Source organism: uncultured Winogradskyella sp. (assembly GCF_947501905.1).
Taxonomy (GTDB): Bacteria; Bacteroidota; Bacteroidia; order Flavobacteriales; family Flavobacteriaceae; genus Winogradskyella.
On the sequence record NZ_CANMXL010000002.1, the window covers coordinates 88,175 to 112,085 of the forward strand.

Consider the following 23,911-nt stretch of genomic DNA (forward strand, 5'->3'; position numbering starts at 1 on the left):
ATCATTTAAGGGAACTCTATTAAATTAAAAGTCAATATATCACGCTCTTTTTTTTGACTAAGCAAATTAATTGCCGACTCGGTTAATTGTAGAACTCTAGGGTAACCCCCTGTTGTTTGACAATCACGCATTAATACAATTAATTGCCCTGAAGGTGTTAACTGAACTGTTCCTGGTAAAACTGGACCCGTAAGTATCGATTTTAAGTCATTATTAATTAGTGGTGAAAGCTGATATGCCATACGATTATAGAGCTTTGAAACCATAAACTGTGCAGACTTTAGTTGATCTTTCTGTAGATTAGATAATAATTCAAATTCTGGCCCTTTAAACACATTTATAATCTCTGATGAGAAATCAATAAGCTTCAGCTTAGAAAATAGTTTTGAAGGTTTAGATTTGGTTGTAAGCGCGTTAAAAGATAATACATCACCTTTGGTAATGCTATCATTTATTGTGATTGGCTTGTAATAACTTTGGCTTCCAAGAACTATCTCTGTTTTAAAACCGCCTTTAACAGCCATATAAGTGCGTAAACCTGACTTTAGTTTACCAAATTCAATAATATCTCCTTTGAGAATACTATACACTTTATTATTCTGAATCATTTCGCCATTAATAGATGGAGATATATCAGCTCCACAGATAACAATATAGCTTTCTACTTCAAATTTGAGCTTAGGACCAGTCATTGTGATTTCCAACACTGCATCAGTTGCTGCATTACCCAACAAAGTATTTGCCAATTTAGCAGAATATAAATCCATGGTACCGCTTTTTGGAACACCAAATGCTCCATAACCAAAACGACCTTTATCTTGGATAGTAGAAAACAATCCTGATTTTAAAACCTTAATCATTATATTGAAATGCTTTTAGGTTTATAAGAATTTGAAGCTACTTGTTTCAAAATCGAATGATATTCTTCTCTAGAAACAGGTAGGAATTTTATTTTATCACCTGCTTTAGCAAAGCATGGATTTTCTTTTTTTGAGTTGAAAAAACTGATTGGAGAATTGCCAATTATATGCCAACCACCTGGACTATTTTGAGGGTAAATTCCAGTTTGATTTCCACCTATACCCACAGCTCCTTTTTGGGTGTTTAAATTAGGTATAAATTTTCGGTCAAAATGCAATGATTTATCTAAGCCTCCCAAGTATAAAAAACCTGGTAAAAAACCAATAAAAAAAACTGTATATATTTGTTGAGAATGCCGGTGAATAATTTCAGATTTTGATAGTGATTTAGTAATCGATAAAGTTTCCAAATCTGTTCCAAATTCGTCATCGTAGCAAACAGGAACTTCCCAAAGTTTCAATTTCATAGAATTTTGCGACTCTACGCTTGAATATATAGTTTTTAGATGTGTAATTTCACCATAGACATCTTCAATAGTAGATGGATAACTAATTAATATTGAATTATATGTGTTGATTACATAAACTTTTAGTTTAATATAATTATTGAGTAATATATTTTTGAAATTTAGGACATCGTGAAGCATGTTTTTATCAATAATTGATGGCCATTCTATTAAAATAGAACGTTCATTAAATTGCCTATATTTAAGATTGTGTTTCAAAATTAATTATAATATTCTAACGTTATTAAGTTCTAAATTATGATGCAAATATTCTAAAATATCTTGAACATTTTCCGTATCGCCATGCACACAAATTGTATCTGCAAATAGCTTTGTTTCTACTCCATTTATGGTACTGACTTTTTGTTCAGAAATCATCTTAATAACATGTTTAAAAACATCTTCTTTTTTAGTGATTAAAGCTTCATTTTTTTGACGAGAAACGAGAGACAAATCTTCATTGTAATTTCTGTCTGCAAAACCTTCAAAGACAACTTCAATATTTTCATGTTTTGCAAGTTTAGAAATAACAGATTTATAAGGTGCATATAATTTCACTGATGAGGAAAAGGACTTTATAACTTTCAAAATTACTTTAGCAGTTTCAGAATCTTTTGCTGCCAAATTATATAAAGCACCATGCGGTTTTATATGATGTAATTTTAAATTTTCATCAGTGACAATCTTTAAAAGGCTTTCTATTTGAGATTTCAAACTATGAAACAAATCATCATTTGACATTTCCATCACCATTCGCCCAAAATTTAATTTATCCGGAAAAGATGGGTGCGCTCCTATCTTCACTTGGTGTTCTTTAGCTAGTCTTACCACAGATTTCATTGTATTAAAATCACCTGCATGTCCGCCACAAGCGATGTTACAAGAAGATAAGTAGGGCATCAGACTCGCTTCATTGCCTAGACCTTCGCCAACATCGGCATTGATATCTATTTTGAGATTAGATAACATTAAAGACGCTTAAAATTGTTTTTACTCCTAAGAAGATGGTAATACCTAATATAAAATACCCTAAAACATTCTGAAGCGTAGAGTTTTTATACTTACCAAGAATGTTTGATTTATTCATAATCCAAATCAAAATACCAGCAATTATGGGTAATAATAAACCATTGGCTACTTGAGCAAACTTTATGATTTCAATAGACTTAAACCCAATAGATGAGAATAACACACCCAAGAACAGAATAAAAATCCATACCCATCTAAATCGTTTAGATTTTAAATTGCTTTTCCAACCCAAACATCCAGAAGCCACATAAGCAGCAGCTAAAGGTGCCGTAATTGCACTTGTAATACCAGCAGAAAACAAACCAATAGCTAAGAAATATTTTGCAAAATCTCCAAATAATGGCTGCAGGCCTAATGCCAAATCTGACGCATTATTAATATCTTGAAATGAAACCGCTGATGCAGAAATAATGATACACATAGAGACTACACCGCCTAATACAACAGCCATGACTGTGTCTTTTCTTGCAAATGATAAATCGTCTTCAGACTTCCACTTGGTTTTTGCTAAAGACGCGTGAAGAAATATATTGTAAGGCACAACAGTTGTACCAATTAAGCCAATAATTGTTAGAATACTCTTTTCAGGAAATTGTGGCACAACCATACCTTTTAACACATCAAAGATATTTGGCTTCGTTATTATTGCTGTAACCAAAAAAGCCAAGCTCATAAGTATCACCATAAAAACTAAAGCACGCTCGATAACTTTGTAATTACCAATATACAAGATTACAAAGGCTACAAACCCAATTATAATAGGCCACACATCAATATTAAAATCAAAAATTTGAAACTCTGGCGTACCAAAAAGTGTTTTTACACCTAATGCACCTCCAGAAATATTTCCAGCTTCATAGGCTGCATTACCTATGACAATGGCAGATAAGATGAGAGTTATAATTACTATTCTTACTGCTGGACTTTTAATTTCTCCACGTATGGTCTCCGATAATCCTTTTTGGGTAATGACTCCTAATCTTGCTGACATTTCTTGTAATACTATGGTCGCTATAACTGATAGCGTCATTGCCCAAAGCAAAGCGTAGCCAAAGTTAACACCAGCTACAGTACAAAGTGTTACTGTTCCTGGCCCAATAAAAGCTGCAGCAACTAATGGTCCAGGACCTATATTCTTGAAGAAATTCTTCATTATCATTCTATTGAATTTAGTGCGTAAATCGCGAAACTACCCAGCCAATGACCACCTTCATAACTATCACCGACAATGCTTGGTAAAGAACTATTAATATGCTTATTCGCTAAGTTTTTTATATGCTTATAGCCTTCCAAATCTTTAGATATATAATTCAAACTCCACGCACGAGAGAAGTTTACACCATCTAAATGCACTAACTTTCCATCAGTTCTATCAGATACACGACCGACTTCAAGATTAAAGTTTTCTTCTTTTAATTGAGGTAAAAATTCTTCAAACCATAGTTTGAATTCTTCTATAGACAAAACGCGTCTCATTAAAGCTGCTTCCTCTAAACAAGGTGATAAAAAATCAAAGCCACTTGGCTCCCAACCTAACGGACAACCAACATCAGTAAAATAAAAGTCACGAGCACGCTTTTCTATTAATAATTTTAATTCGGTTTCATTCAAAGTTAATGCATAATCATAGGCAAAACTTAGTCCAAATGCTGTATTAGGGTGTTCTCCAACTCGGATAGGGTAATTTAATTTTGGTAAAAAATCAATGTATTTATCTACTATTAAATCAGTTAAAGGCTGCATATTTTCTTCAACTTGTCTTGCCACATCACTATCCCATTGGTTTAATTCTTCAGCAAGTTTTAAAACCCATGCCCAACCGTAGGTGCGTTCAAAGGACTTATTATTTTTATCATCAAAATAGGCGACTTCTTTTTCAATATTATCTTTAGAAATACTATTAAGCAACCAAGCTTCAATTTCATTAGCTCTTTCTAAATCTGGAAATTGACGCAACAAACTTACCAAGCTCCAGTGTCCATGTACCGCAGAATGCCAATCAAAACAACCATAAAATGTAGGATGCAACTCCTGTGGTGACTTTAAATCTTTATCACCTCCTAAAGTTTGTCCTAAACGATTAGGATATTCTGTACCTACACAAGCTAGAGGTAATTCAGCTAAACGATTAGCTTCTTCAAGGTTTAATTTTGGGACTTTTTCTAATTTAACCTCAATCTCATCAGAAATTTCAACTTGAGTGTTTTCTTTAGTATTGCAACTCGTCATCAAGAGAAACAAAAAAACTATATAGACATTTTTCATTAGTGATATTAATTTTTAGATAGGTCTTCTCAAAAATACAATTTACATGGTATTGGTTTTCATATATATTATTTATCTTTCAATTTAAATTGAGTATTTACAATAAATGGGAGAAGAAAAACGTAAAAAAAAGTGGATTAAAACACTTCAGTTTTTGGCAGCTTACCTAGTTGCCGCATGGACATTTTTACAATTTATTGACTGGATATTAAATCGTTACGATATATCACCCAATTGGGTAGACTTACTACTCTGGATATTTGTCGGTGTGATTCCTTCATTATTAATTTATTTTTATCATCAAGATCGAATAAATGAAGGGATATTAAAACTTCGCGAAAAAATCATCTTTCCGCTTAACATTATACTATTAGCAGTAATTACCTATTTTGGTTTTGGCAGTAGCGACTTAGGAGCCACAACTAAAGAAATTAGCTATACAAATGATACTGGCAATTTAGAAACACAACTCATCACAAAAGAAGAATTTAGGATTGGATTGCCTATTTATGAATTTGAACCAAAAATAAAAGACACTGCTAATACCTGGCTCAAAGAGGGCATCCAAGAGCTATTATATCAAGATTTATTACAAGACAAAACGCTTTCTGTTTTTACCTCGGACTCTAATGGTACTGTAAATAAGGTAACAGAATCACGGATTTTTAACGATTATTATGTTGATGGCACTTATGAGGTTGTTGGAGAAACATACAAAGTAACTCCAACAATCAGGAATGCTAAAAACGGCAAAATACTTTCTGAGAAAACATTTGAAGGCAATAATCTATTAAATCTTTTAGATGATGCTAGCGTGTTTATTAAAGACAATATTGGACTTACAGAAGTAAAAAGAGACCTTTATATTGACTTAAACCTTAGTGAGTTTTACAGCAGTTCACTTGAAGCTATAAAAGCACATATTAATAGAGATTATTACAGAGCTCAAGAATTAGACCCTGCTTTTGCTATATCTTATTTTGAAAATGCTCAAAGAAGTATTCGCTTTAGTTATGGTGAAGAAGGTGAAAAAAAATTGATTAATCAAGCCTATAAATATAGTGGAAAACTCCCGTTACAACGCCAACTACAAATAAGGATTCTAAGACACATTGCCTATGAAGAATGGGATATGGCCGAAAAACTATTAAAGCTTCAACTAGAAATTGACCCAAGTGATGAAATATACAATAGGCTTTTGTACGCCGTTTATGGAGAGACAAAACAAGTCGATGCATATGCAGAATACTGCCAAGAGCGTTTTGACAAAAACAGAAGTATCACCAATGGATCTAACCTTATAAATGCTAGTATTGTCGCAGGTAATTATGATAAAGTTATTAATGCTATTACAAACCTAGAGCTTGTTCAACCCAATAATCAAGGGCTTTCTTCTTTTAAAATCAGACCTCAGTTGCTCAAAGGAGATATTAAAGCTGCTAAAAAAACACAAGAACGCACTAAGCTTCTCAATCCAGATTGGAAGAACTTCACTACGCCTGTGGATTCAGTTATTGATTACTTATCTAATAACGAGGCAACTAAAAAGCGTTTAGAGAAATTCGTTGGTAAATATCGTTCTCAAATATCAGAACAAGAATACGAGTATTGGATTGATGATGATAAAATATTGTCTTATGTGTCTAATCAAGAGTTAAGTGCTCCAATTTTGGCTGACGATAACAAGTTAATGCTCGGGAGCTATGTATATCGTAGTGTTATCATAAATGAGTTTCTAGAGGATGATACGGGTATTTTCTATGCATCAAAAAATACGGAGTACAATTACAATACTAAAAATGACTTTTACTATTGGAAATACGATAGTACTATAAAAAATGCTGAAGAAGCATTGAGTAATAATGATTTGGGAAATGCTGAAAAACTGTACAAGACTGCCATAGAAAAGTTCCCAAAACACTATTTCTTAAAATTAGCACTGCAACATATAGAATATACAAAGTCAATAACTGATGAAGAGCTGCAAAAACAATATTCAAAAATTACTGGGAATTATAGTGCTAGACATTTTTGGGTAGAAGATAAAAAGCTCTATTATGAACGTGAAGGTCTTCCAAAACTACACCTATATCCAATTTCTGAAGACCGCTATATTTCATTATCGCGCTATGGAACTCAGTACGCTTTTGAAGTTACGGAGTCTGGAAAATTAGCATCAGCCGTTTACAGTTATGAAAATGAAACTGGCAGATGGAATAAACTTATGGCTAATAATAATTATTTATTAAAAGACGAGTAATACATTACCCTAACCAACCATCACGGTCCAAACTACGGTACTGAATAGCCTCACTAATATGTGTACCCGTTACATTATTAGAACCTTCTAAATCAGCAATAGTTCTTGACACTTTTAGAATTCTGTCATAGGCCCTAGCTGACAGATTTAAACGCTCCATAGCAGATTTTAACAACTGAAGCGAAGCGTCATCTAACTTACAATAGTCACGGATTTGTTTGGTATTCATTTGCGCATTATAATGCACATTTTCTAAGTCTTTGAAGCGTTGTGTCTGAATTTCTCGAGCCGCAGTTACACGCTTTCTAATCTCTACAGAAGACTCGCCTTTTCGTTCATCGGATAGCTTCTCAAAAGGGACAGGTGTCACTTCGATATGAATGTCTATACGATCTAATAATGGTCCAGATATTTTACCCATATAGCGTTGCATTTCTGCTGGAGATGATGTTACTGGTGCATCTGGGTCATTAAAATAACCACTTGGACTCGGATTCATACTTGCTACCAACATGAAAGAACTTGGATAGGTTACAGTGAATTTTGCACGCGAAATCGTGACTTCTCTATCTTCCAAAGGTTGACGCATCACTTCCAAAACCTCACGCTTAAACTCTGGTAATTCATCCAAGAATAAAACACCATTATGTGATAAGGAAATCTCACCTGGTTGCGGATAACTTCCACCACCAACTAAAGCCACATTTGATATAGTGTGATGTGGAGAACGAAACGGCCGCTGTGCCATTAATCCAGCATGGGCTTTAACTCTGCCAACAACGGAATGTATTTTTGTGGTTTCTAAAGCTTCATGTAAAGTCATTGGCGGCAAAATACTTGGTAGACGTTTTGCTAACATGGTTTTACCAGAACCTGGAGGCCCAATTAAAATAATGTTATGACCACCAGCTGCAGCAATTTCCATGCAACGTTTAATACTTTCTTGACCTTTGACATCTGCAAAGTCAAATTCTGGGAAATCTAGATTTTTATAAAACTCTTCACGTGTATTAATAATAGTTTGCTCAAGTTGCTCGCCTTTATCAAAATGATTGATGACTTGGGTAATATTATCAACGCCAAAGACTTTTAAATCATTAACAATAGCTGCTTCTTTAGCATTTTGATTGGGCAGAATAAAACCTTTAAACCCTTCCTCTCTAGCTTTAACAGCAATTGGCAAAGCACCTTTTATGGGTTGAAGAGAACCATCAAGAGACAATTCGCCCATAATGAGGTAATCTTCTAGATCTTCTGCCTTAATTTGTCCTGAAGCTGATAAAATACCGATAGCTAAAGTGAGGTCGTACGCTGAGCCCTCTTTACGCAAATCGGCAGGAGCCATGTTTATGGTAATCTTTTTACCTGGAATTCTATAACCGTTATTCTGAAGCGCTGCGGCAATACGATAATTACTTTCCTTAATGGCATTATCTGGCAAGCCTACCAAGTGATAACCAACACCTTTATCTACATTTACCTCAACAGTAATTGTTGAAGCTTCAACACCAAAAACAGCAGAGGCGAAAACTTTTTTGAGCATAGAATTAATTTGTATTAAAACTATGAAAGAATTTTCACTAAAGCAAAGCTCTTAAATATGGTGATATTCTGAAACAACACTACGATACTTCGACTATGCTCAGTACATGAAAGCTCAGTACAGCGGTTTAGAATGACAAAATCAGATATTATTCACAAACTCCGAAGCTCTTTTTTCGTTGTAGTAAAATTCTCCTTTTCGGATAAACCCAACATGTCCGCCGTATTTAGGCATTTCTAAATGGAGGTTAGGATTAGCCTTAGCCTCTTTTACAGGAAAACAACCTGAGGACAGGAAGGAATCGTTTAGTGCATTAATTAACAATGTAGGTACTTTAATGTTGGATAAAAACTGTAAACTACTTGCCTTCTCATAATAGTCATAGGCATCTTTGTAACCATGAGCTCTTGAGGTATACACATGGTCAAAATCGATTAGGGTTTTAATAGACTTATAATCATCTACCGAAATCTTATCCGGAAACTGCTCTAATTTAGGTTTTAACTTTTGTTTTAAATGGTCTAAGAACCGAATCGCGTACGCTTTGTTTTTCAAACTTAATAACTCGTCGCAAGACCCTTTTAAATCGCAAGGCGCAGATATTGAAATAACTGCCTTTATTTCTTTGGGAACTTCACGTTCTTCACCAACATACTTCAACGCCATATTAGCGCCAAGGCTTATCCCTTTGATGTAAATTTCCTCATATTTCCCCATAGAGATTATATGCTGAACAACAGCATCTAAATCCTCTGTAGCTCCAGAGTGGTAACTCCTGTATAGTAAATTTGGTTCGCCACTACAGCCTCTAAAATTTACAGCACATGCATCAATTCCGTTTTGATTGAATAGTTTAGCTGCACCAGTTAAATATGGACGTTGTGCATGACCTTCGAGACCGTGAAGTAGAATTATAACTTTATTTGTTTCACTCTCGGCATAACTCCAATCTAAATCTAAAAAATCGGTATCTGGGAGCATAATCCGCTCACGTGTTTGGTGAACACCTTTCACTTTTCTAGCTAAACCAGAAAAAACTGTAGACACAAAACCACTCTTTGCCCAAAAGAGTGGTTTATAGGTGGATTCTATAATTGGCATTTAAGCTTGTACTATTTCAAAATTGTGAACTCAATAGAAGAATCGTTATACACCTTATGCGTCTGTGCTTTAAAGTCTTCTTCTTTTGCCTTAAAGATGTTCTCTACATAGGTTTGCGGATTAGCATCTATATAAGGGAAAAATGTACTCTGTACTTGTACTTGAATCTTATGACCCTTTTTGAAGGTATGAAATACATCTTGCAGCTTTAAATTAACCGCAGTCTTTTGGTTAGGCACAAAAGGTTCAGGGTCTGTCATACTATTTCTAAAGCGTCCTCGAAGCACTTCACTTCTAACCATCATGTGATAATTACTTAATTTTAAATGGTCTTGTACATCATCTGTATTTTCTGTATCAGCAGGAAAAACATCTACTACTTTTACAATCCAATCGGCTGCTGTTCCAGTTGTTGAGACATTTAGCTTAGTCATAATATCTCCAGCTAAAGTCACATCGTTTTCTAAAGCTTCAGTTTCAAAGGTTAATACATCTGGACGACGAGATGCAAAACGCTGGTCGTCTGTCATAAATTTTCTTGGTGTGAATACCACTTTAATATCTTCTGTGTACGGCACAGGCTTTTTAGGGTCACTCACAAAATCTGATGTCGCTATATTACGAGTGGCTTGTTGTGTTAAACGCTCATTAGGTTGCAGAAACCAACTTTCTTTAGTCGCATTTTCAGGTGGCCACTTTGCAAATGACTGCCATTCTTTTGTTCCTGTGTTAAACATTTGCGCTTCAGGCAATCCTGTTTCTCCATTGGCTTCACCTTTAAGGAAATGGTTAAAAAATTTAGTCTCAATATCTTTTTGGAAATAATCCGACAAACCATCTCCAAAATGAACATTACCAATCACCTGTCGTTCACTTGTTCTAGCCCAATCTCCATGACTCCATGGTCCAAAAACAATAGTGTTATAATTATCACTATTGGCTTCAATACTCTTATAGGTATTGTATGGTCCGTATAAATCTTCTGCATCAAACTGTCCGCCCACAATCATTGTTGCTGGCTTAATATTCTTTAAATGCTGAATAATTCCACGGCTTTGCCAAAACTCATCATAATTGACATGCTCTTCTAATTGCGTCATAAACACATTGTCATCACCGTAATAATCATCTAATTTACTTAGCGGTATATTATCTAAGAAAAACTGATACTGGTCTTCTGTACCGATATCCGGGAAGCTATACCAAGATTCTTTTGTTGGCTCGTCTTTCATATAACCAAATACAGACGTAGCTCTCCAATAGCTCAATAAATACGCACCATTATGAATAAAATCATCAAAGAAAAAGTCTCCAATACAAGCTTGTGGCGATACGGCTTTTAATGCCGGATGCGAATCTAAAAGCGAATATGTCGCATAAAAACCTGGATAAGAAATACCATAAGTTCCAACATTTCCATTGTTGTTTTCCACATTATTAACTAACCATTCAATAGTATCATAGGTATCACTAGCTTCATCAGTTTGTGTCCCAGTTTTATTAGGAATATAAGCACGCATGTTATCATAAACGCCTTCACTATTCCAACGACCACGAACATCTTGATATACCATAATATTACCTTTTTCCATAAGGTATTTGTTTGGTCCTACTTTAGTCGGAAATTCATTTTCACCATACGGTCTGCAACTATATGGTGTTCTTTTCATTAAAATAGGGTAAGACTTAGACGTATCTTTAGGTGAATAAATCGTTGTGTGCAGCTTAATACCATCTCTCATTGTAATCATCACCTCTTTCTTGGTGTAATTATCCTTAGCGAAAGTATTCTCTATTTTGGCAGTCTGGTCAGTTTCTGTTGCTTGATGCTGAGTTTCTTTACAACTGAAGATGAATGTTGCCATTATAGCAACGAGTAAAAATCTTTTAATCATGGTGGGTGGTTATTATTTTTCAAGCTTAAAGATAATTGAAATTTGATTTTTTAAGTAATCATTTAGAAACCTTTAGGATTTTATAAACCGAAACAACACTTCGATACTTCGACTATGCTCAGCACAGGAAAGCTCAATGCAACGGTTCAGCATGACTACACTATTTAACTTCTAACGGCGTGAACTGAAACGAATTTCCGTCAAACAGACCTTTATCCCCTAATTTTAAAGACGGAATAACCAGTAAGGCCATAAAAGACAAACTCATGTAAGGTGCATGAAGCTTGCTTCCTAAATCTTTTGCCATTTTATCCAGTTCAGAGTATTGTTTTCCAATAGTTTCGGCATTTTGGTCACTCATAATACCAGCTACTGGAAGCGCAACAACTTTTTCAAAGCTATCAGAAACAGCACAAATACCACCTTTGTGCTCTATCAATAAATTTACAGCTTTACAAATGGCTACATCAGAAACACCAACAGCAATAATATTATGAGAATCATGGCCTACAGAAGATGCAATAGCACCTTCTTTTAACCCAAAGTTTTTAATAAACGCTATTGATGGCTTTTCATCCCGATAGTTATCGGAATGATAACGATTAACCACAGTCATCTTTAAGATATCAGTCTCTGTATTTGAAACTAGATTTCCGCTTATAATCGTTGTGTCTTCAATGATTTTATTGGTTACCAATTCACCATCCAAACATTCAATAACTCGTATTTTGTCAGTTTCGGATTCAAATCTGAAATCGGAAACTATTTTCTTGTCTGTATTAAAGTTATTTAGAATTTCGAAATTGACATGTTCAATTTTAGATTCTCCACTATCAAATACTAACTCTCCATTGATATAAGTTTGAAGGGTTTTAAAAGCTTTTAAATCTTCAACAATAATGCAATCGGCTGTGTCTCCAACTTGAAGTAAACCGACATCTAAATTATAGTGTTCAACTGGATTTATACAAGTAGCTTGTAACACCTTAAATACATCAATGCTTTTTGCAACAGCTCTTTCTGCGAGTTGATTGATATGACCTAGTAATAAATCGTCAGGGTGCTTATCATCACTACAGAACATCATATTCTCAAAATGCTCTGGCAACAAATCGATTAAAGCTTCAAAATTCTTCGCTGCACTTCCTTCGCGAATAATCACTTTCATACCTTTTTGAAGCTTTTCTAGAGCTTCATCATAAGTAAAACATTCGTGGTCTGTAGAAATTCCTGCTGAAATGTATTTGTCTAAATCCTTACCTCGTAAACCTGGCGCATGACCATCAACTGGCTTATTAAAATGTTTTGCCCATTCTATTTTTTTATGCACTTCTGCATCGTCATAAATGACGCCAGGATAATTCATCATCTCCGCCAAATATTTAATATCTGGATTAGACAGTAAAGTTTTTATGTCTTCGGAATCTATAACTGCTCCTGCCGATTCAAAAGGTGTAGCTGGCACACAGCTTGGCGCTCCAAAATTGAATTTAAAAGATGTTTTTTTGCCATTTTCTATCATAAATTCCACACCTTTAACTCCAAGCACATTAGCGATTTCATGTGGGTCAGATACTGTTGCAATTGTGCCGTGTTTTACTGCGATTTTTGCAAACTCAGATGGCACCAACATAGAACTCTCTATATGAATATGAGCATCAACAAATCCTGGAAGTATAAAATGATTCTCTTTGCAGTCTTTTTCTGTTATTGAACTGATCTTTCCATTTTCAATAATGATTTCTCCTTTAAAAGTGTTTCGGTTTTGGATATCTACGATGTTTCCTTTTAATACTTTCATATATTTAAGACTTCTCGACTGTGCTCGAAGTGACATTGCATTATTTATTGTAATTCTATTTTTAAAATTTGTGTAGTGCGTTCATCAACTTTAAATCGCTCATCTGCACGCTTATTAACTACCCAAACGATTTTATGATTAGAAGTTAAAACCCATGTGTTTTCTTTTTGAGAAGGTGTTAACTTTTCGTCCTTGAGATATTTACTGATTTTTTTACTGCCTTTCATTCCTAAGGGTTGAAAAACATCTCCTGTTCCCCAAAGTCTCAATTCTAAAGGAAATTCAAGCTTTTCTTTATCAACAAAAATGCAACTTTCTAAATTGTTTGAAGCTTCTTTTAAAACTTCAAAAGTTAATATGCCTAATGAAGTTTCTATCGGTTTTAAATCGTTAATCAGGTGAGATTCTGAAACAAGTTCAGAATGATAAGTATTGGTCAAGATGAGCAAATCTCGATGTTTAGTGAGCTTATGCGTATTGGATTGTACATACTTACCTGTTTCAGCATCTAATAAGTTAACAACGTCATTCCACTCAGTGAAACCATAGTCTTTAAACATTTCAAACAAATAGGCTTTGGGGTTATTAACTTTTAAAAACTCAGAAATTTCAAAAGAAATAGCATCATTATCAACACCCGCAATTGCACGTTTAGCGACCGCATTTAAACTTTCTTCAACTATATCTGCGGTATCATTCAAATTATCTAATGTATTTTGAAAACTATCTAATAATTGTGGATTAATTTCCTTTAAAATGGGAACCACTTCGTGACGCAATTTATTTCGCAAATACTTACGAGAAGAGTTACTCCTATCTTCTCGCCATTCAATATTATTTTCTCGAGCAAAAGCTTCGATAGTTTTACGAGAAAACGGTAATAATGGACGGACAACATTATCGTTAATCATTGGAATACCAGTTAAGCCATTAAGCCCTGTTCCACGAGTAAAATTGATAAGAAATGTTTCCAGATTATCATCGGCGTGATGAGCGGTTAATATATAATCAAATTTTAATTGCTCGGCGAGTTCGGCAAACCAATCGTAACGCAGCTCTCGAGCCGCCATTTGGATAGAGCTTTTGTTGTCTTTGGCATAAATTTCTGTATCAAAACGCTGGGTAAAGGCTTCAACATTCATGTCTTCACCTAACTTTACAACAAAATCTTCATCAGCATCGCTTTCATTTCCTCGGAGTGAAAAATTACAATGTGCCAAAGCAAAATTAAAGTCCAAATCCTTACATAGATATGCCAACACGACGCTATCTATTCCGCCAGAAATAGCGACAATGAGTTTACTTTCTTTTAGGAATGATAACTCCTGATTGATATGTTGACTAAACGATTTAAACACGTGTCAAAGTTATCGATTTAATTTTCCAAAACCTCACGCATAGCTTTTGCCTTAATGAGACATTCTTCATATTCTTTTAGTGGGTTACTCTTTGCTGTAATGGCACTACCTACGGAATACGATACATATTTTTGAGTTTGGTTGTAGAGAATACTTCTGATAATAACATTGAAATCAAAATCGCCTTCAGGTGTAAAATGACCAACTGACCCCGAATATAAACCACGCTTTGTCTCTTCTAAATCCTCTATAATTTGCATGGCGGAAATCTTTGGAGCACCTGTCATGCTTCCCATCGGGAAAGTGGTTCTCAATAATTCGGCTGGAGTAACATTGTCTTTAACTTCAGAAACCACGGTAGAAATCATTTGATGCACTTGCAAAAATGAATATACTTTACACAACTCATCCACTTTAACACTTCCTTTTTTTGCGGTATGTGATAAATCATTACGTACTAAATCAACAATCATAATGTTTTCGCTACGCTCTTTTTCATCTAGAGCTAATGCTTTTGCCAATTGCTCATCTTCAGTTTTATTGACTGACCTTTTTGCAGTACCCTTAATTGGTTGAGAAATTACTTTTGAACCTTCTTTTTTAAGATAGCGCTCTGGAGAGGCAGACAGTAAATATTTATCATCCGTTTTTAAGAAAGTTGCAAATGGTGGCTTGGATATTTCATTAAGTTTATTAAAAGTTTCTATGGGTTGGATCTCGGTGTCTTCTGCATAAAATTCCTGACAAAAATTAGCTTCATAAATATCTCCACGATAAATATGAGCCAGCATTTTTTCTACTTTTTTAAAGTAGTCGTCTTTTGTGATGCGAAGCTTTATCCGAATGTGCTCACTACTATGAGATTTCTCACCTTCGTTCGAAATGACATTTAACGATTTATTTGCATTCTGAATACTTTTTAAATCTTCTTTAATCTCATCATCAACCATTCGTAGATATTGTACTTCAACTTTATTACCCTTAATTAAAAAGAGCTTCTTTGGTTGAAAGAAATACAAATCAGGGAATTGTAATCCATCAAAATTATTAGAAGTTAATACTTCAACATCATTCTTTAAATCGTAAGTTAAATAACCAAACAACCAATCTTTAGTCATAGATTGATATTCGCTAAGTTTATCAAAAGCATTAATATAATCGGTCTTAATCGAGGTAAAAGCATCAACAGCTAAAACTGCATCGTAAGTACTGTATTTTTCGTTATGATTATTAGAGTCTAACCAAACCACATCATCGAATTGTTGCGCCCAAAACAATAACTGCTGCTTAAAGTTTTCAATGGATTCTGGTTGATGGATTTTACTTGTTCTCAATAGAAAAATAATTACCGCAAAATACCAAAATTTAAGCACCAAATGAAACCTTAACTATCCTTAGTCTACTAATTATGAAACCCTATCTTTGTGCCATAAATTAAGATTGTGACTTTTAGAGATTTAAATTTAAACACGCCACTATATAATGCCTTAGACGATTTGGGTTTTGAAACACCAACACCTATTCAGGCAGAATCGTTTAATGTTGTTGCTTCTGGCAAAGATGTCGTTGGTATTGCGCAAACTGGTACTGGTAAGACATATGCATATATGTTGCCTATTCTTAAGAATTTAAAATATTCGCGTCAAGAAAATCCACGTGTTTTAGTTTTAGTACCGACTCGTGAGCTAGTTGTACAAGTCGTAAATGAAATTGAAAAACTATCAAAATATATTAATAATCGTGTGCTTGGCGTTTATGGAGGCACAAATATTAATACCCAAAAACAAGCTGTTGCTCAAGGTCTAGACATTTTAGTAGCTACACCAGGACGCTTATATGATTTGGCTGTAAGTCGCGTGTTGCAATTAAAATCGATACAGAAATTAGTGATTGATGAAGTTGATGTGATGCTAGACTTAGGTTTTAGACATCAACTGATGAATATTTTTGATATTCTACCTGAGCGAAGACAAAACATTATGTTCTCTGCTACTATGACAACTGATGTTGACGACTTGATTACAGATTTCTTTATCAACCCAACTAAGATATCTATTGCTGTTTCTGGTACACCATTAGAGAATATTACACAACAGCGATACGATGTTCCAAATTTTTACACCAAAGTAAATTTATTGGAAGATTTACTCTCTGATAAAGACACCTACTCTCGAGTGCTAATTTTTGTAGCCTACAAGCGTATGGCTGACCGCTTGTTTGATAGGTTGGAAGAATTATTTCCTAGCCAAACCTGTGTGATTCATTCTAACAAAACGCAGAATTATAGATTGCGTAGTATAGAGCAATTCCGTGAAGGCGAACATCGTCTTTTGGTAGCTACAGATGTTATGGCACGTGGTTTAGATATTGATGATGTTTCTCATGTCATTAATTTTGATACGCCAGATTATCCTGAAAACTACATGCACCGTATTGGTAGAACTGGTCGTGCTGAACGCAAAGGAAATACTATACTATTATCAACAGAAAAGGAACAAGAATCTCGTGAGCGGATTGAAGAGCTGATGCAAATGCAGATTGAAACGCTGGAAATTCCTCACTACATTGAAATCTCAAAAGAACTCATCGAAGAAGAGCGCGAGGTTATAAAGGAACGTTACAATCCTACAAAACGAGCTGGTGACGATGTTCCTGGACCAGCGTTTCATGAAAAGAAAGAGAAAAACCAGAAAGTTAATCTTGGTGGCTCATACCGTCGTGAAATCGCAAAAAAATATAAGAAGCCAAAAACTCGCGGTGATAAGAATTATAATAAGCGTAATAAGAAACGTAAATAATCAAGGTATTATCGTTGCTTTAAATCCTCTTCTATATCACTAAGGTGATGTTTAAGTGCCTTAGATGAAATTTGAATTTCCCATATTAAAAAGGCCAAAGAAATTATAAGTAATAGTAATGCCAACCCAAATACCCAAACAGCTATTACATGATAATCTATATAAATTAAAAACATAGTTAACACGCAAAACAATAAGCTGGTAATACCAAATATTTGCATCTGGCGCGTCAAGTTTAATCTCAGTTTTAGATTGTTAATTTGTCGTATCAAAGACGCTTCTTTGCGTTGTAAGTATTTATCTCTTAAGTTTCTAATTACTGCAGCATATGCCAAAAATCTATTGGTGTATGCTAGCATTATTAAAGATATTGCTGAAAATAAAAGTGCTGGTGTGGTTAGTGTAAGTTCTTCCAAAAGCTATTTTTTAATTACCTCTAAAGATAAAAAAAGCGAACTACACTTCGACAAGCTCAGTGACCAGTTCGCTTTTTAAATGATTGATTTTAGACTTAATAACCGCCATATGCAAAAGTAAGAGAAAACATAATATCCAAAATTGTTGCAACTGTTATTTAAAACATCACTATTATTAGTGATTCTACTTTTAATTATTTGGTCTTTCAGGAATGTAAGTCATCTCAATTTCAATATCATTTCCGTATTTTACTATCATGGAGCACAATACAGCAACATTTGTTCCATTGTGAATAGCAGGTTTCATGACAGGTAATTTTTTAAGCACTCTCATGATTTCTGATTGAATGATGACTTCTGAATCTCTAATTTTCATACCATTCAGTTTTCCGTTTTCGTCGATTATAAAAAAGGCATCTACCTGTTTTGGTTCTGAAATATTTAAACTTTTAGAGATGCTCAAGTTAAACTCTCGCTCTATAAATGCCGATACTTTGGTATTAAAACACGTCATTGTGCCTTCTTTAGAAAGCTCCTCACAGCCATTGTATACAGGTGCAATGTCTGAATCTTTTAAAACCATTCTATCATCAGGACTAAAATTTCCTAAACCGTCATCAACTGACATAATATTGCATAAACTTAATATTGCCAGTTCTTCATCTTCTGTTATATTTCCTTGCGCCATCACTTGTTGTTGGACAGCATTAATTTTCATTATCAATTCACTTTCTTCATTCTCTGAAGAGTCAACTATTTCTTTACAAGAAACACATAAAAGACCTGCAGAGAAAATTGAAATAGCTACTAGGTGTTGCAACTGTTTTCTTCTTTTTAGATTGAATTTCATACGTTTTAATTTTATGTATTACTTATTACTTTCCAAATTCAAACTCCATTTATAGATTAAAATCCCAATTCTTGCTATCGTAAAAGCAAATAAACCAAAAGTAATAGTTAATAAAGACACCTTAATACCAGCAGCCACTAAATCTGGTCTTGCGTCTCCAATAGCTTCTAACATATCAAATAATGTAATAATACCTATAACGGAAGACAAGCAACCAATGACTAAAGCTACCAAACTAGATTCCGCAGCTAACCCAATCATCTTATTAGATGTTTCGAGGCTTTTATTCTTTTTTACAAAAGCCATTATTATAAAAAATAACGCTAATAAAAAGGCAATTAAAATAAAGTACATTCCTGATCCTCCTTCTTCGAGACGACCGACTAATAAATAATTTTTAAACATAAGTGTTAGTGTTTTTGATTAAACTTAAAACAAACATACTTTCTATTCTGACTAAAAAAAGTAGAATGCGACCAATGACCATTTTCGTGAGGGATTTAACACCGATGTTAAAACAAGTACTAAATCCGTCATTCGTCTACAAAATAACATCAGCATCTAAAAATGAACTATTATTGTAGCATATTACATCAAATTGAGAACAAAAAGGCATTACATAAAACAGCTACTACTCCACTTTCTATTTTGGTGTGCTGTGCTTTTTTTCTTTACGCTTATTTTTAGTGCAGACAATACTGTTGATAGTAATATTTTTTATTTCTCTCTCTTTTTAATGCCTATAACTATAGGTACCACATACATTTCTATTTACAAGCTTATTCCAAATTATTTGATTACAAAACGGTATGCTTTATTTGCTCTTTATACATTATACACCATAATAATTTCTGTTTTCAGCATTATGTTTTCGGTCTTTTTTGGTATTGCATTTTTGACCAATTTTATGTTTACAAGAGTTGAGTCATTATCTCGTAACACTTTATTTATAATTGCTTGTGTATATCTAGTAGTTATTGTCGTTAGTGCGTTTAAGCTCTTAAAATTGAATTTAGAGCAATCTAATTATAATGCTGAACTTGAAGCCAAAATACTAGAAGCACAACTCAAGTTAAAAGAACAAGAATTAAACTATTTGAAGATGCAGATACATCCGCATTTTTTATTCAACACCTTAAATACCATGTATGGTTTTGCGTTAAAGAAAGCAGAACAGACACCTGAGATGATATTAAAACTCTCTAATCTTTTAGATTATTTGCTTTACCAAGTAGATAAACCCCAAGTAGAACTTACTGAAGAAATAAATCATATTAAAGATTACATTAGTTTAGAACAGCTACGTTTTAGAGATACATTGCATGTTACTTTTAATTCTGAAAGCTGTACAGATATTATCTCTATTGCTCCAATGTTATTTTTGCCTTTTGTAGAAAATAGCTTTAAACACGGGAAAATTATTGACGGGAAACTCTCCATTGCAATTTCATTTGAATGCAAAGGCAACACCATTAACTTTATTATTACAAACTCTCATGAAAAAAGCCAATCTCAACCTCATGGTATTGGCTTAGAAAACATAAAAAAACGTTTAGAACTGCTCTATAAAGACCAATATAGTCTAGATATCTCTGAAACTCATAATAGTTTCCATGTGCAACTAAAACTAGAAGCATCTAATGGTTAAAACAATTAACTGTATCATAGTAGATGACGAAGCTGTTGCAAGGGAAATCATTGCTTTACATCTTTCTAAAATAGAACGCATTTCAGTATTAGCTCAATGCGGTAATGTCGTTGAAGCTTTTAATGCTATTAGTCAGCATGAAGTCGATTTGGTCTTTTTAGATATTAATATGCCAGAAATTACTGGAATAGCTTTTGCTAAATCTATTAATAAAAACATCCAAGTCATTTTTACCACAGCCTATCGAGATTATGCAGTTGAAGGTTTTGATTTGCAAGCTGTAGACTATGTAATGAAACCTATTTCTTTTGAGCGTTTATCGCAAGCTATTAATCGTTATTTTGAAATTTCTGAACCAAGCATAACAACAACAAAACCTCTAGAAACACAAGATTTTATTTTTGTACGCGCCGACCGACAAATGCAGAAAATAGATTTTGAAAGCATCATCTATATAGAAAGTTATAGCGATTATATTAAAATTCACTGTAAAGAAAATACTTCGACTAAGCTCAGCACAAGGTCTATAGTTACTCGCGAAACTATTAGTAACATTGAAGCAAAACTACCTAAGTCACAGTTTCTACGGATACACCGCTCTTATATTGTAGCCATAAAAGAGATTAGCACTTTTACCAATGAATTTGTTTCTATAGCTGATAAAACATTAACCATTAGCCGTAGCTATAAATCAGAAGCATTAAAAATATTAGAACGATTTTAGAAGTTACGCACAGGAACAAGACTATAAACAAATGACTTACAAACAGTTATAAACAAATAAGCGATTCATGCAAAAGTGAACTTGGGAGTTTTAAGTATTAGATAATTCTAAATATTATTTCAAAGATTTTTTCTTCAAAAGCTTCTCGATTTCTTCTTTAGGATACTCGTATTTGGGATTCATTTTAAGTGCCTTTTTGTGCCACTGAATAGCTTGGTCTATGCTATCTAGCTCCTTATATGCATCACCAACGCTAGAAACCCACCCTGCATAGTTTGGGTCAACCTCAACCAAGAGAAGAAATACATCTAAGGCTTCTTTTGGATGATTTCTATCTATTAACCAATAGCCCAAATCATCTAAATAACCGTCATCAAAATCATAATCTTTAACTGCCTTACTTTTTTCAGTAAAGTAAATCTCTTTTACTTTTTTAATATTTTCTGTAAGTATGTAGTTTTTGAGTTTATAATGTATCGGCGCATTAACCGTAATTGAATCATTAAAAACACTATTTCTTATGATAGTGGCAATACTCTTTGATGTTTGAAAATTATCCGTATTTACCATCAATGTAATAGCTACTTTACCTTGAGGCATAAAGCCAAAAAACGTATGGTAACCTGTATCGCTACCTGCATGATACACAAAAGGATTATCATTTATTGTACCTAAAAACCAACTTAAACCCACCTTACGTTGATTCTTTGGAGTTTGTATCGTCGTTAATAATTTATAAGACTCTTCAGAATAAATGCGTTTACCATTAATGGTGCCTTTGTTAAGGTTAACTCTTGCCCAAAGTAACATATCATCGACATTACTATGCAATGTAGAGCTCCCTGCATGTCTTCTGTTGTAAGGATAAATTTTACTTACCTCAAGTTGTAAACTGTCTCCCAAAACATGAGGGCTAGTCGCTAATTCTTTTGATACTCCTGGTTTAAAAAATGTACTATTAACCATCCCTACAGGTTCAAAAATATTCTGTTTCATATAGGCTTCAAATGTCATTCCTGAAGCTTTAGAAATTACATCACAAAGAATATCAAATGCTGGATTGCTATAACTATATTCTGTACCAGGTGTAAAATCGAGTTCAAATACATTTTGGCTTCTAGCGTAACGCTCAGCTGCACCGTCATCATATTGCGGTTTATCCCATTCATAATCATCAGTATTTGGAATTCCTGATGTATGACTAAGCATTTGACGAATGGTAACATCTTTATAACGCTCATCTGCCATTGTATAATAGGGTAAATAATGTGTCAATTTTTCATCCAAATCTATCTTTCCTTCTTCTACAAGCTGAATCACGGCAGTCGCTACAAAAGGCTTTGAGACAGATGCCATATGAAATATAGATTTTGTAGTGAGTGCTTTTTTTGTATTAAGGCTTTGTACACCATGCGCATCTGCATAAACAATGGTATCATTTTTAATCATCCCAACCGCAATACCGGGTGCTTCAAAAAGTTCTTTTTGTTTGAGCACTAGCTCTTGTATTGCTAATACTTCTGGAGATAGTGTTTCTTTAACTTCTTCTTTACAGCTAAAAAATAGTGTAAAGCAAATGGCAATCAGTAAAGGCTTTTTCATAATAGTTATATACAAATGGTTAACCTACAGATAATTAAACATTCGATTTGTTACAGTTATAAAAATTATAAAGAAGATATTGACTAGCAATAAATTAATAAAAGAGTTTTCAAATATCATTTAACTACTATCTTATCTCTAAGATTAGTCATTGGCATTTCAAAATATTTATAAATTAGAACAGATAATAAAATAGTTAATGACCAAAACAACATATATCTCAAACCCAAATATAAATTCATATCAAAAGTTTGTATGAATTCAAGATTAATATTGGATAAAATCCACTTTTTGACAACTTTTAAATTTACAAGGTACATCGAATAAGATATCAAACTTATGTAAGTAATAGTTTTATAAAATAATCCTTTTCCCTTTTTAAATAAGCTTAGATAAGGTAGTAAAAAAAGCGTTCCTAAAGAGGTGAATGAAAATGAAAAAACACAATGATATAATCCGAAACTTTTAAAATCTAAAAGATTTAGTTGCATTGTAATTAATAGAATAATCCCCGATATAAAAAATACTATTTTAGTTTTCTTCCAAAAATTAAAAAAATAAATATAAACATATGCCCCAATTATGCCATACATTAAACTATCCAAGCGAGTAAATACTTGCTTTCTCAACAACCTATCCCAAGAAGTCAAATCATCAATTATATCTAAACTATATCTTTGAAATCTGAAAAAAGTAACTCCAATAATTATCCCAAAAACAATTATTATAATAGCTTTGGGAATTGAGATTTTGAAAATTTTTATTAAAAAGAATATCAATAATGGTATCAATAAATAAAACCATTCTTCAACACTTAAACTCCAAGCTTCTGAGAAAAAATAAGGATGTTTATAATATAAATTTTGAGCAAATAAAAAATAGCGCTTATAATTAAAAAGTGAAAAATTATTATTGAATATATAATTTAGAGTAAATAACGTAAAAAGGATTAAATAATAATTTGGTAGAGTTCTAAACCATCTCCTAATCCAAAAATTTAGTATGGTCTTATAATTTATTTTGCTTTTAGAAAGTTCTTTGATAAGTATTCTTCCTATTAAAAATCCACTTAGAACAAAAAATATACTTACACCGTCAAAAATTAAAAATTGGACAAGTTTTGGAGGTTTTTCAAAGATTAAACTATTTCCGTGTCCTAATACTACAAAAATAATAGCTAATGCTCTCAATATATCTAATCCAAAGATTCTATTTGGATTTAACTGGATTACAAAAATATTTTTCAATAAACTTT

Annotated in this window: 20 protein-coding genes; 4 read left to right on the top strand and 16 right to left on the bottom strand. The window is 33.4% G+C overall.

What is annotated here, in order from left to right; genetic code table 11:
- Window positions 1–5: 5 nt before the first annotated feature.
- Genes Q0770_RS04015 through Q0770_RS04035 form a run of 5 tightly spaced genes read right to left on the bottom strand, consistent with a single transcriptional unit; the run spans window position 6 to window position 4,660 of the window.
- Window positions 6–860, bottom strand: coding sequence for a biotin-dependent carboxyltransferase family protein (locus Q0770_RS04015; RefSeq protein ID WP_299114263.1), 855 nt, complete (start codon window positions 858–860; stop codon window positions 6–8).
- A complete protein-coding gene (gene pxpB / locus Q0770_RS04020; RefSeq protein WP_299114265.1) occupies window positions 860–1,585 on the bottom strand; it encodes a 5-oxoprolinase subunit PxpB in 726 nt (241 codons plus the stop codon). The genes Q0770_RS04015 and pxpB overlap by 1 nt, the downstream gene beginning before the upstream one ends.
- Before the next feature lie 6 nt (window positions 1,586–1,591).
- Window positions 1,592–2,335 carry a 5-oxoprolinase subunit PxpA gene (gene pxpA / locus Q0770_RS04025; protein WP_299114267.1) on the bottom strand — a complete coding sequence of 248 codons (744 nt, stop codon included), beginning with the start codon at window positions 2,333–2,335 and terminating at the stop codon, window positions 1,592–1,594.
- Window positions 2,325–3,548, bottom strand: coding sequence for an Nramp family divalent metal transporter (locus Q0770_RS04030; RefSeq protein ID WP_370454713.1), 1,224 nt, complete (start codon window positions 3,546–3,548; stop codon window positions 2,325–2,327). The genes pxpA and Q0770_RS04030 overlap by 11 nt, the downstream gene beginning before the upstream one ends.
- A 2-nt stretch (window positions 3,549–3,550) precedes the next feature.
- On the bottom strand, window positions 3,551–4,660 hold the full coding sequence (locus tag Q0770_RS04035; protein ID WP_299114269.1) for a DUF2891 domain-containing protein: 1,110 nt from the start codon (window positions 4,658–4,660) through the stop codon (window positions 3,551–3,553).
- Between the two features lie 106 nt (window positions 4,661–4,766).
- Between Q0770_RS04035 and Q0770_RS04040 the strand changes: the two genes are divergently transcribed.
- Window positions 4,767–6,920, top strand: coding sequence for a hypothetical protein (locus tag Q0770_RS04040; protein ID WP_299114271.1), 2,154 nt, complete (start codon window positions 4,767–4,769; stop codon window positions 6,918–6,920).
- Between the two features lie 4 nt (window positions 6,921–6,924).
- Here Q0770_RS04040 and Q0770_RS04045 read toward each other — a convergent pair whose 3' ends face one another.
- The 6 genes from Q0770_RS04045 to Q0770_RS04070 form a co-directional block, all read right to left on the bottom strand.
- A complete protein-coding gene (locus tag Q0770_RS04045; protein WP_299114273.1) occupies window positions 6,925–8,463 on the bottom strand; it encodes a YifB family Mg chelatase-like AAA ATPase in 1,539 nt (512 codons plus the stop codon).
- Window positions 8,464–8,604: 141 nt separating this feature from the next.
- Complete coding sequence (locus tag Q0770_RS04050) at window positions 8,605–9,564, bottom strand: YheT family hydrolase (RefSeq protein ID WP_299114275.1); 960 nt, start codon at window positions 9,562–9,564, stop codon at window positions 8,605–8,607.
- An 11-nt stretch (window positions 9,565–9,575) separates the two neighbouring features.
- Window positions 9,576–11,459, bottom strand: coding sequence for a CocE/NonD family hydrolase (locus tag Q0770_RS04055; protein ID WP_299114276.1), 1,884 nt, complete (start codon window positions 11,457–11,459; stop codon window positions 9,576–9,578).
- Window positions 11,460–11,619: 160 nt separating this feature from the next.
- The gene (gene ade, locus Q0770_RS04060; protein WP_299114278.1) at window positions 11,620–13,260 is read right to left on the bottom strand and encodes an adenine deaminase; all 1,641 of its coding nucleotides are present in this window, start codon (window positions 13,258–13,260) and stop codon (window positions 11,620–11,622) included.
- A 44-nt stretch (window positions 13,261–13,304) separates the two neighbouring features.
- Entirely contained in the window at window positions 13,305–14,618 is a 1,314-nt protein-coding gene (gene tilS, locus Q0770_RS04065) for a tRNA lysidine(34) synthetase TilS (protein WP_299114280.1), read from the bottom strand.
- A 17-nt stretch (window positions 14,619–14,635) separates the two neighbouring features.
- Window positions 14,636–15,952 carry an anthranilate synthase component I family protein gene (locus tag Q0770_RS04070; protein ID WP_299114282.1) on the bottom strand — a complete coding sequence of 439 codons (1,317 nt, stop codon included), beginning with the start codon at window positions 15,950–15,952 and terminating at the stop codon, window positions 14,636–14,638.
- Between the two features lie 108 nt (window positions 15,953–16,060).
- Here Q0770_RS04070 and Q0770_RS04075 point away from each other — a divergent pair, with 108 nt between their 5' ends.
- Window positions 16,061–17,416, top strand: a complete 1,356-nt coding sequence (locus Q0770_RS04075) for a DEAD/DEAH box helicase (protein WP_299114284.1) — start codon at window positions 16,061–16,063, stop codon at window positions 17,414–17,416.
- Window positions 17,417–17,424: 8 nt separating this feature from the next.
- Here the strand turns inward: Q0770_RS04075 and Q0770_RS04080 are convergent, their stop codons facing one another.
- The 3 genes from Q0770_RS04080 to Q0770_RS04090 all read right to left on the bottom strand — a co-directional run bounded on the left by Q0770_RS04080 (window position 17,425) and on the right by Q0770_RS04090 (window position 19,087).
- The gene (locus Q0770_RS04080) at window positions 17,425–17,832 is read right to left on the bottom strand and encodes a DUF2721 domain-containing protein (RefSeq protein WP_299114286.1); all 408 of its coding nucleotides are present in this window, start codon (window positions 17,830–17,832) and stop codon (window positions 17,425–17,427) included.
- A 190-nt stretch (window positions 17,833–18,022) separates the two neighbouring features.
- A complete protein-coding gene (locus Q0770_RS04085; RefSeq protein ID WP_299114288.1) occupies window positions 18,023–18,682 on the bottom strand; it encodes a hypothetical protein in 660 nt (219 codons plus the stop codon).
- A gap of 18 nt (window positions 18,683–18,700) precedes the next feature.
- On the bottom strand, window positions 18,701–19,087 hold the full coding sequence (locus Q0770_RS04090; RefSeq protein ID WP_299114290.1) for a MotA/TolQ/ExbB proton channel family protein: 387 nt from the start codon (window positions 19,085–19,087) through the stop codon (window positions 18,701–18,703).
- A gap of 502 nt (window positions 19,088–19,589) precedes the next feature.
- Between Q0770_RS04090 and Q0770_RS04095 the strand changes: the two genes are divergently transcribed.
- Both Q0770_RS04095 and Q0770_RS04100 read left to right on the top strand, forming a co-directional pair.
- Window positions 19,590–20,330: a sensor histidine kinase gene (locus Q0770_RS04095; protein WP_299114292.1), complete on the top strand. Its 741-nt coding sequence runs from the start codon at window positions 19,590–19,592 to the stop codon at window positions 20,328–20,330.
- Complete coding sequence (locus tag Q0770_RS04100; RefSeq protein WP_299114294.1) at window positions 20,323–21,054, top strand: LytTR family DNA-binding domain-containing protein; 732 nt, start codon at window positions 20,323–20,325, stop codon at window positions 21,052–21,054. The genes Q0770_RS04095 and Q0770_RS04100 overlap by 8 nt, the downstream gene beginning before the upstream one ends.
- Window positions 21,055–21,168: 114 nt before the next feature.
- Here Q0770_RS04100 and Q0770_RS04105 read toward each other — a convergent pair whose 3' ends face one another.
- Window positions 21,169–22,656 (bottom strand): beta-lactamase family protein, encoded by a 1,488-nt coding sequence (locus Q0770_RS04105; RefSeq protein WP_299114296.1) that lies wholly within the window; start codon window positions 22,654–22,656, stop codon window positions 21,169–21,171.
- A gap of 116 nt (window positions 22,657–22,772) precedes the next feature.
- Window positions 22,773–23,903 carry an acyltransferase gene (locus Q0770_RS04110; RefSeq protein WP_299114298.1) on the bottom strand — a complete coding sequence of 377 codons (1,131 nt, stop codon included), beginning with the start codon at window positions 23,901–23,903 and terminating at the stop codon, window positions 22,773–22,775.
- Window positions 23,904–23,911 lie beyond the last annotated feature (8 nt).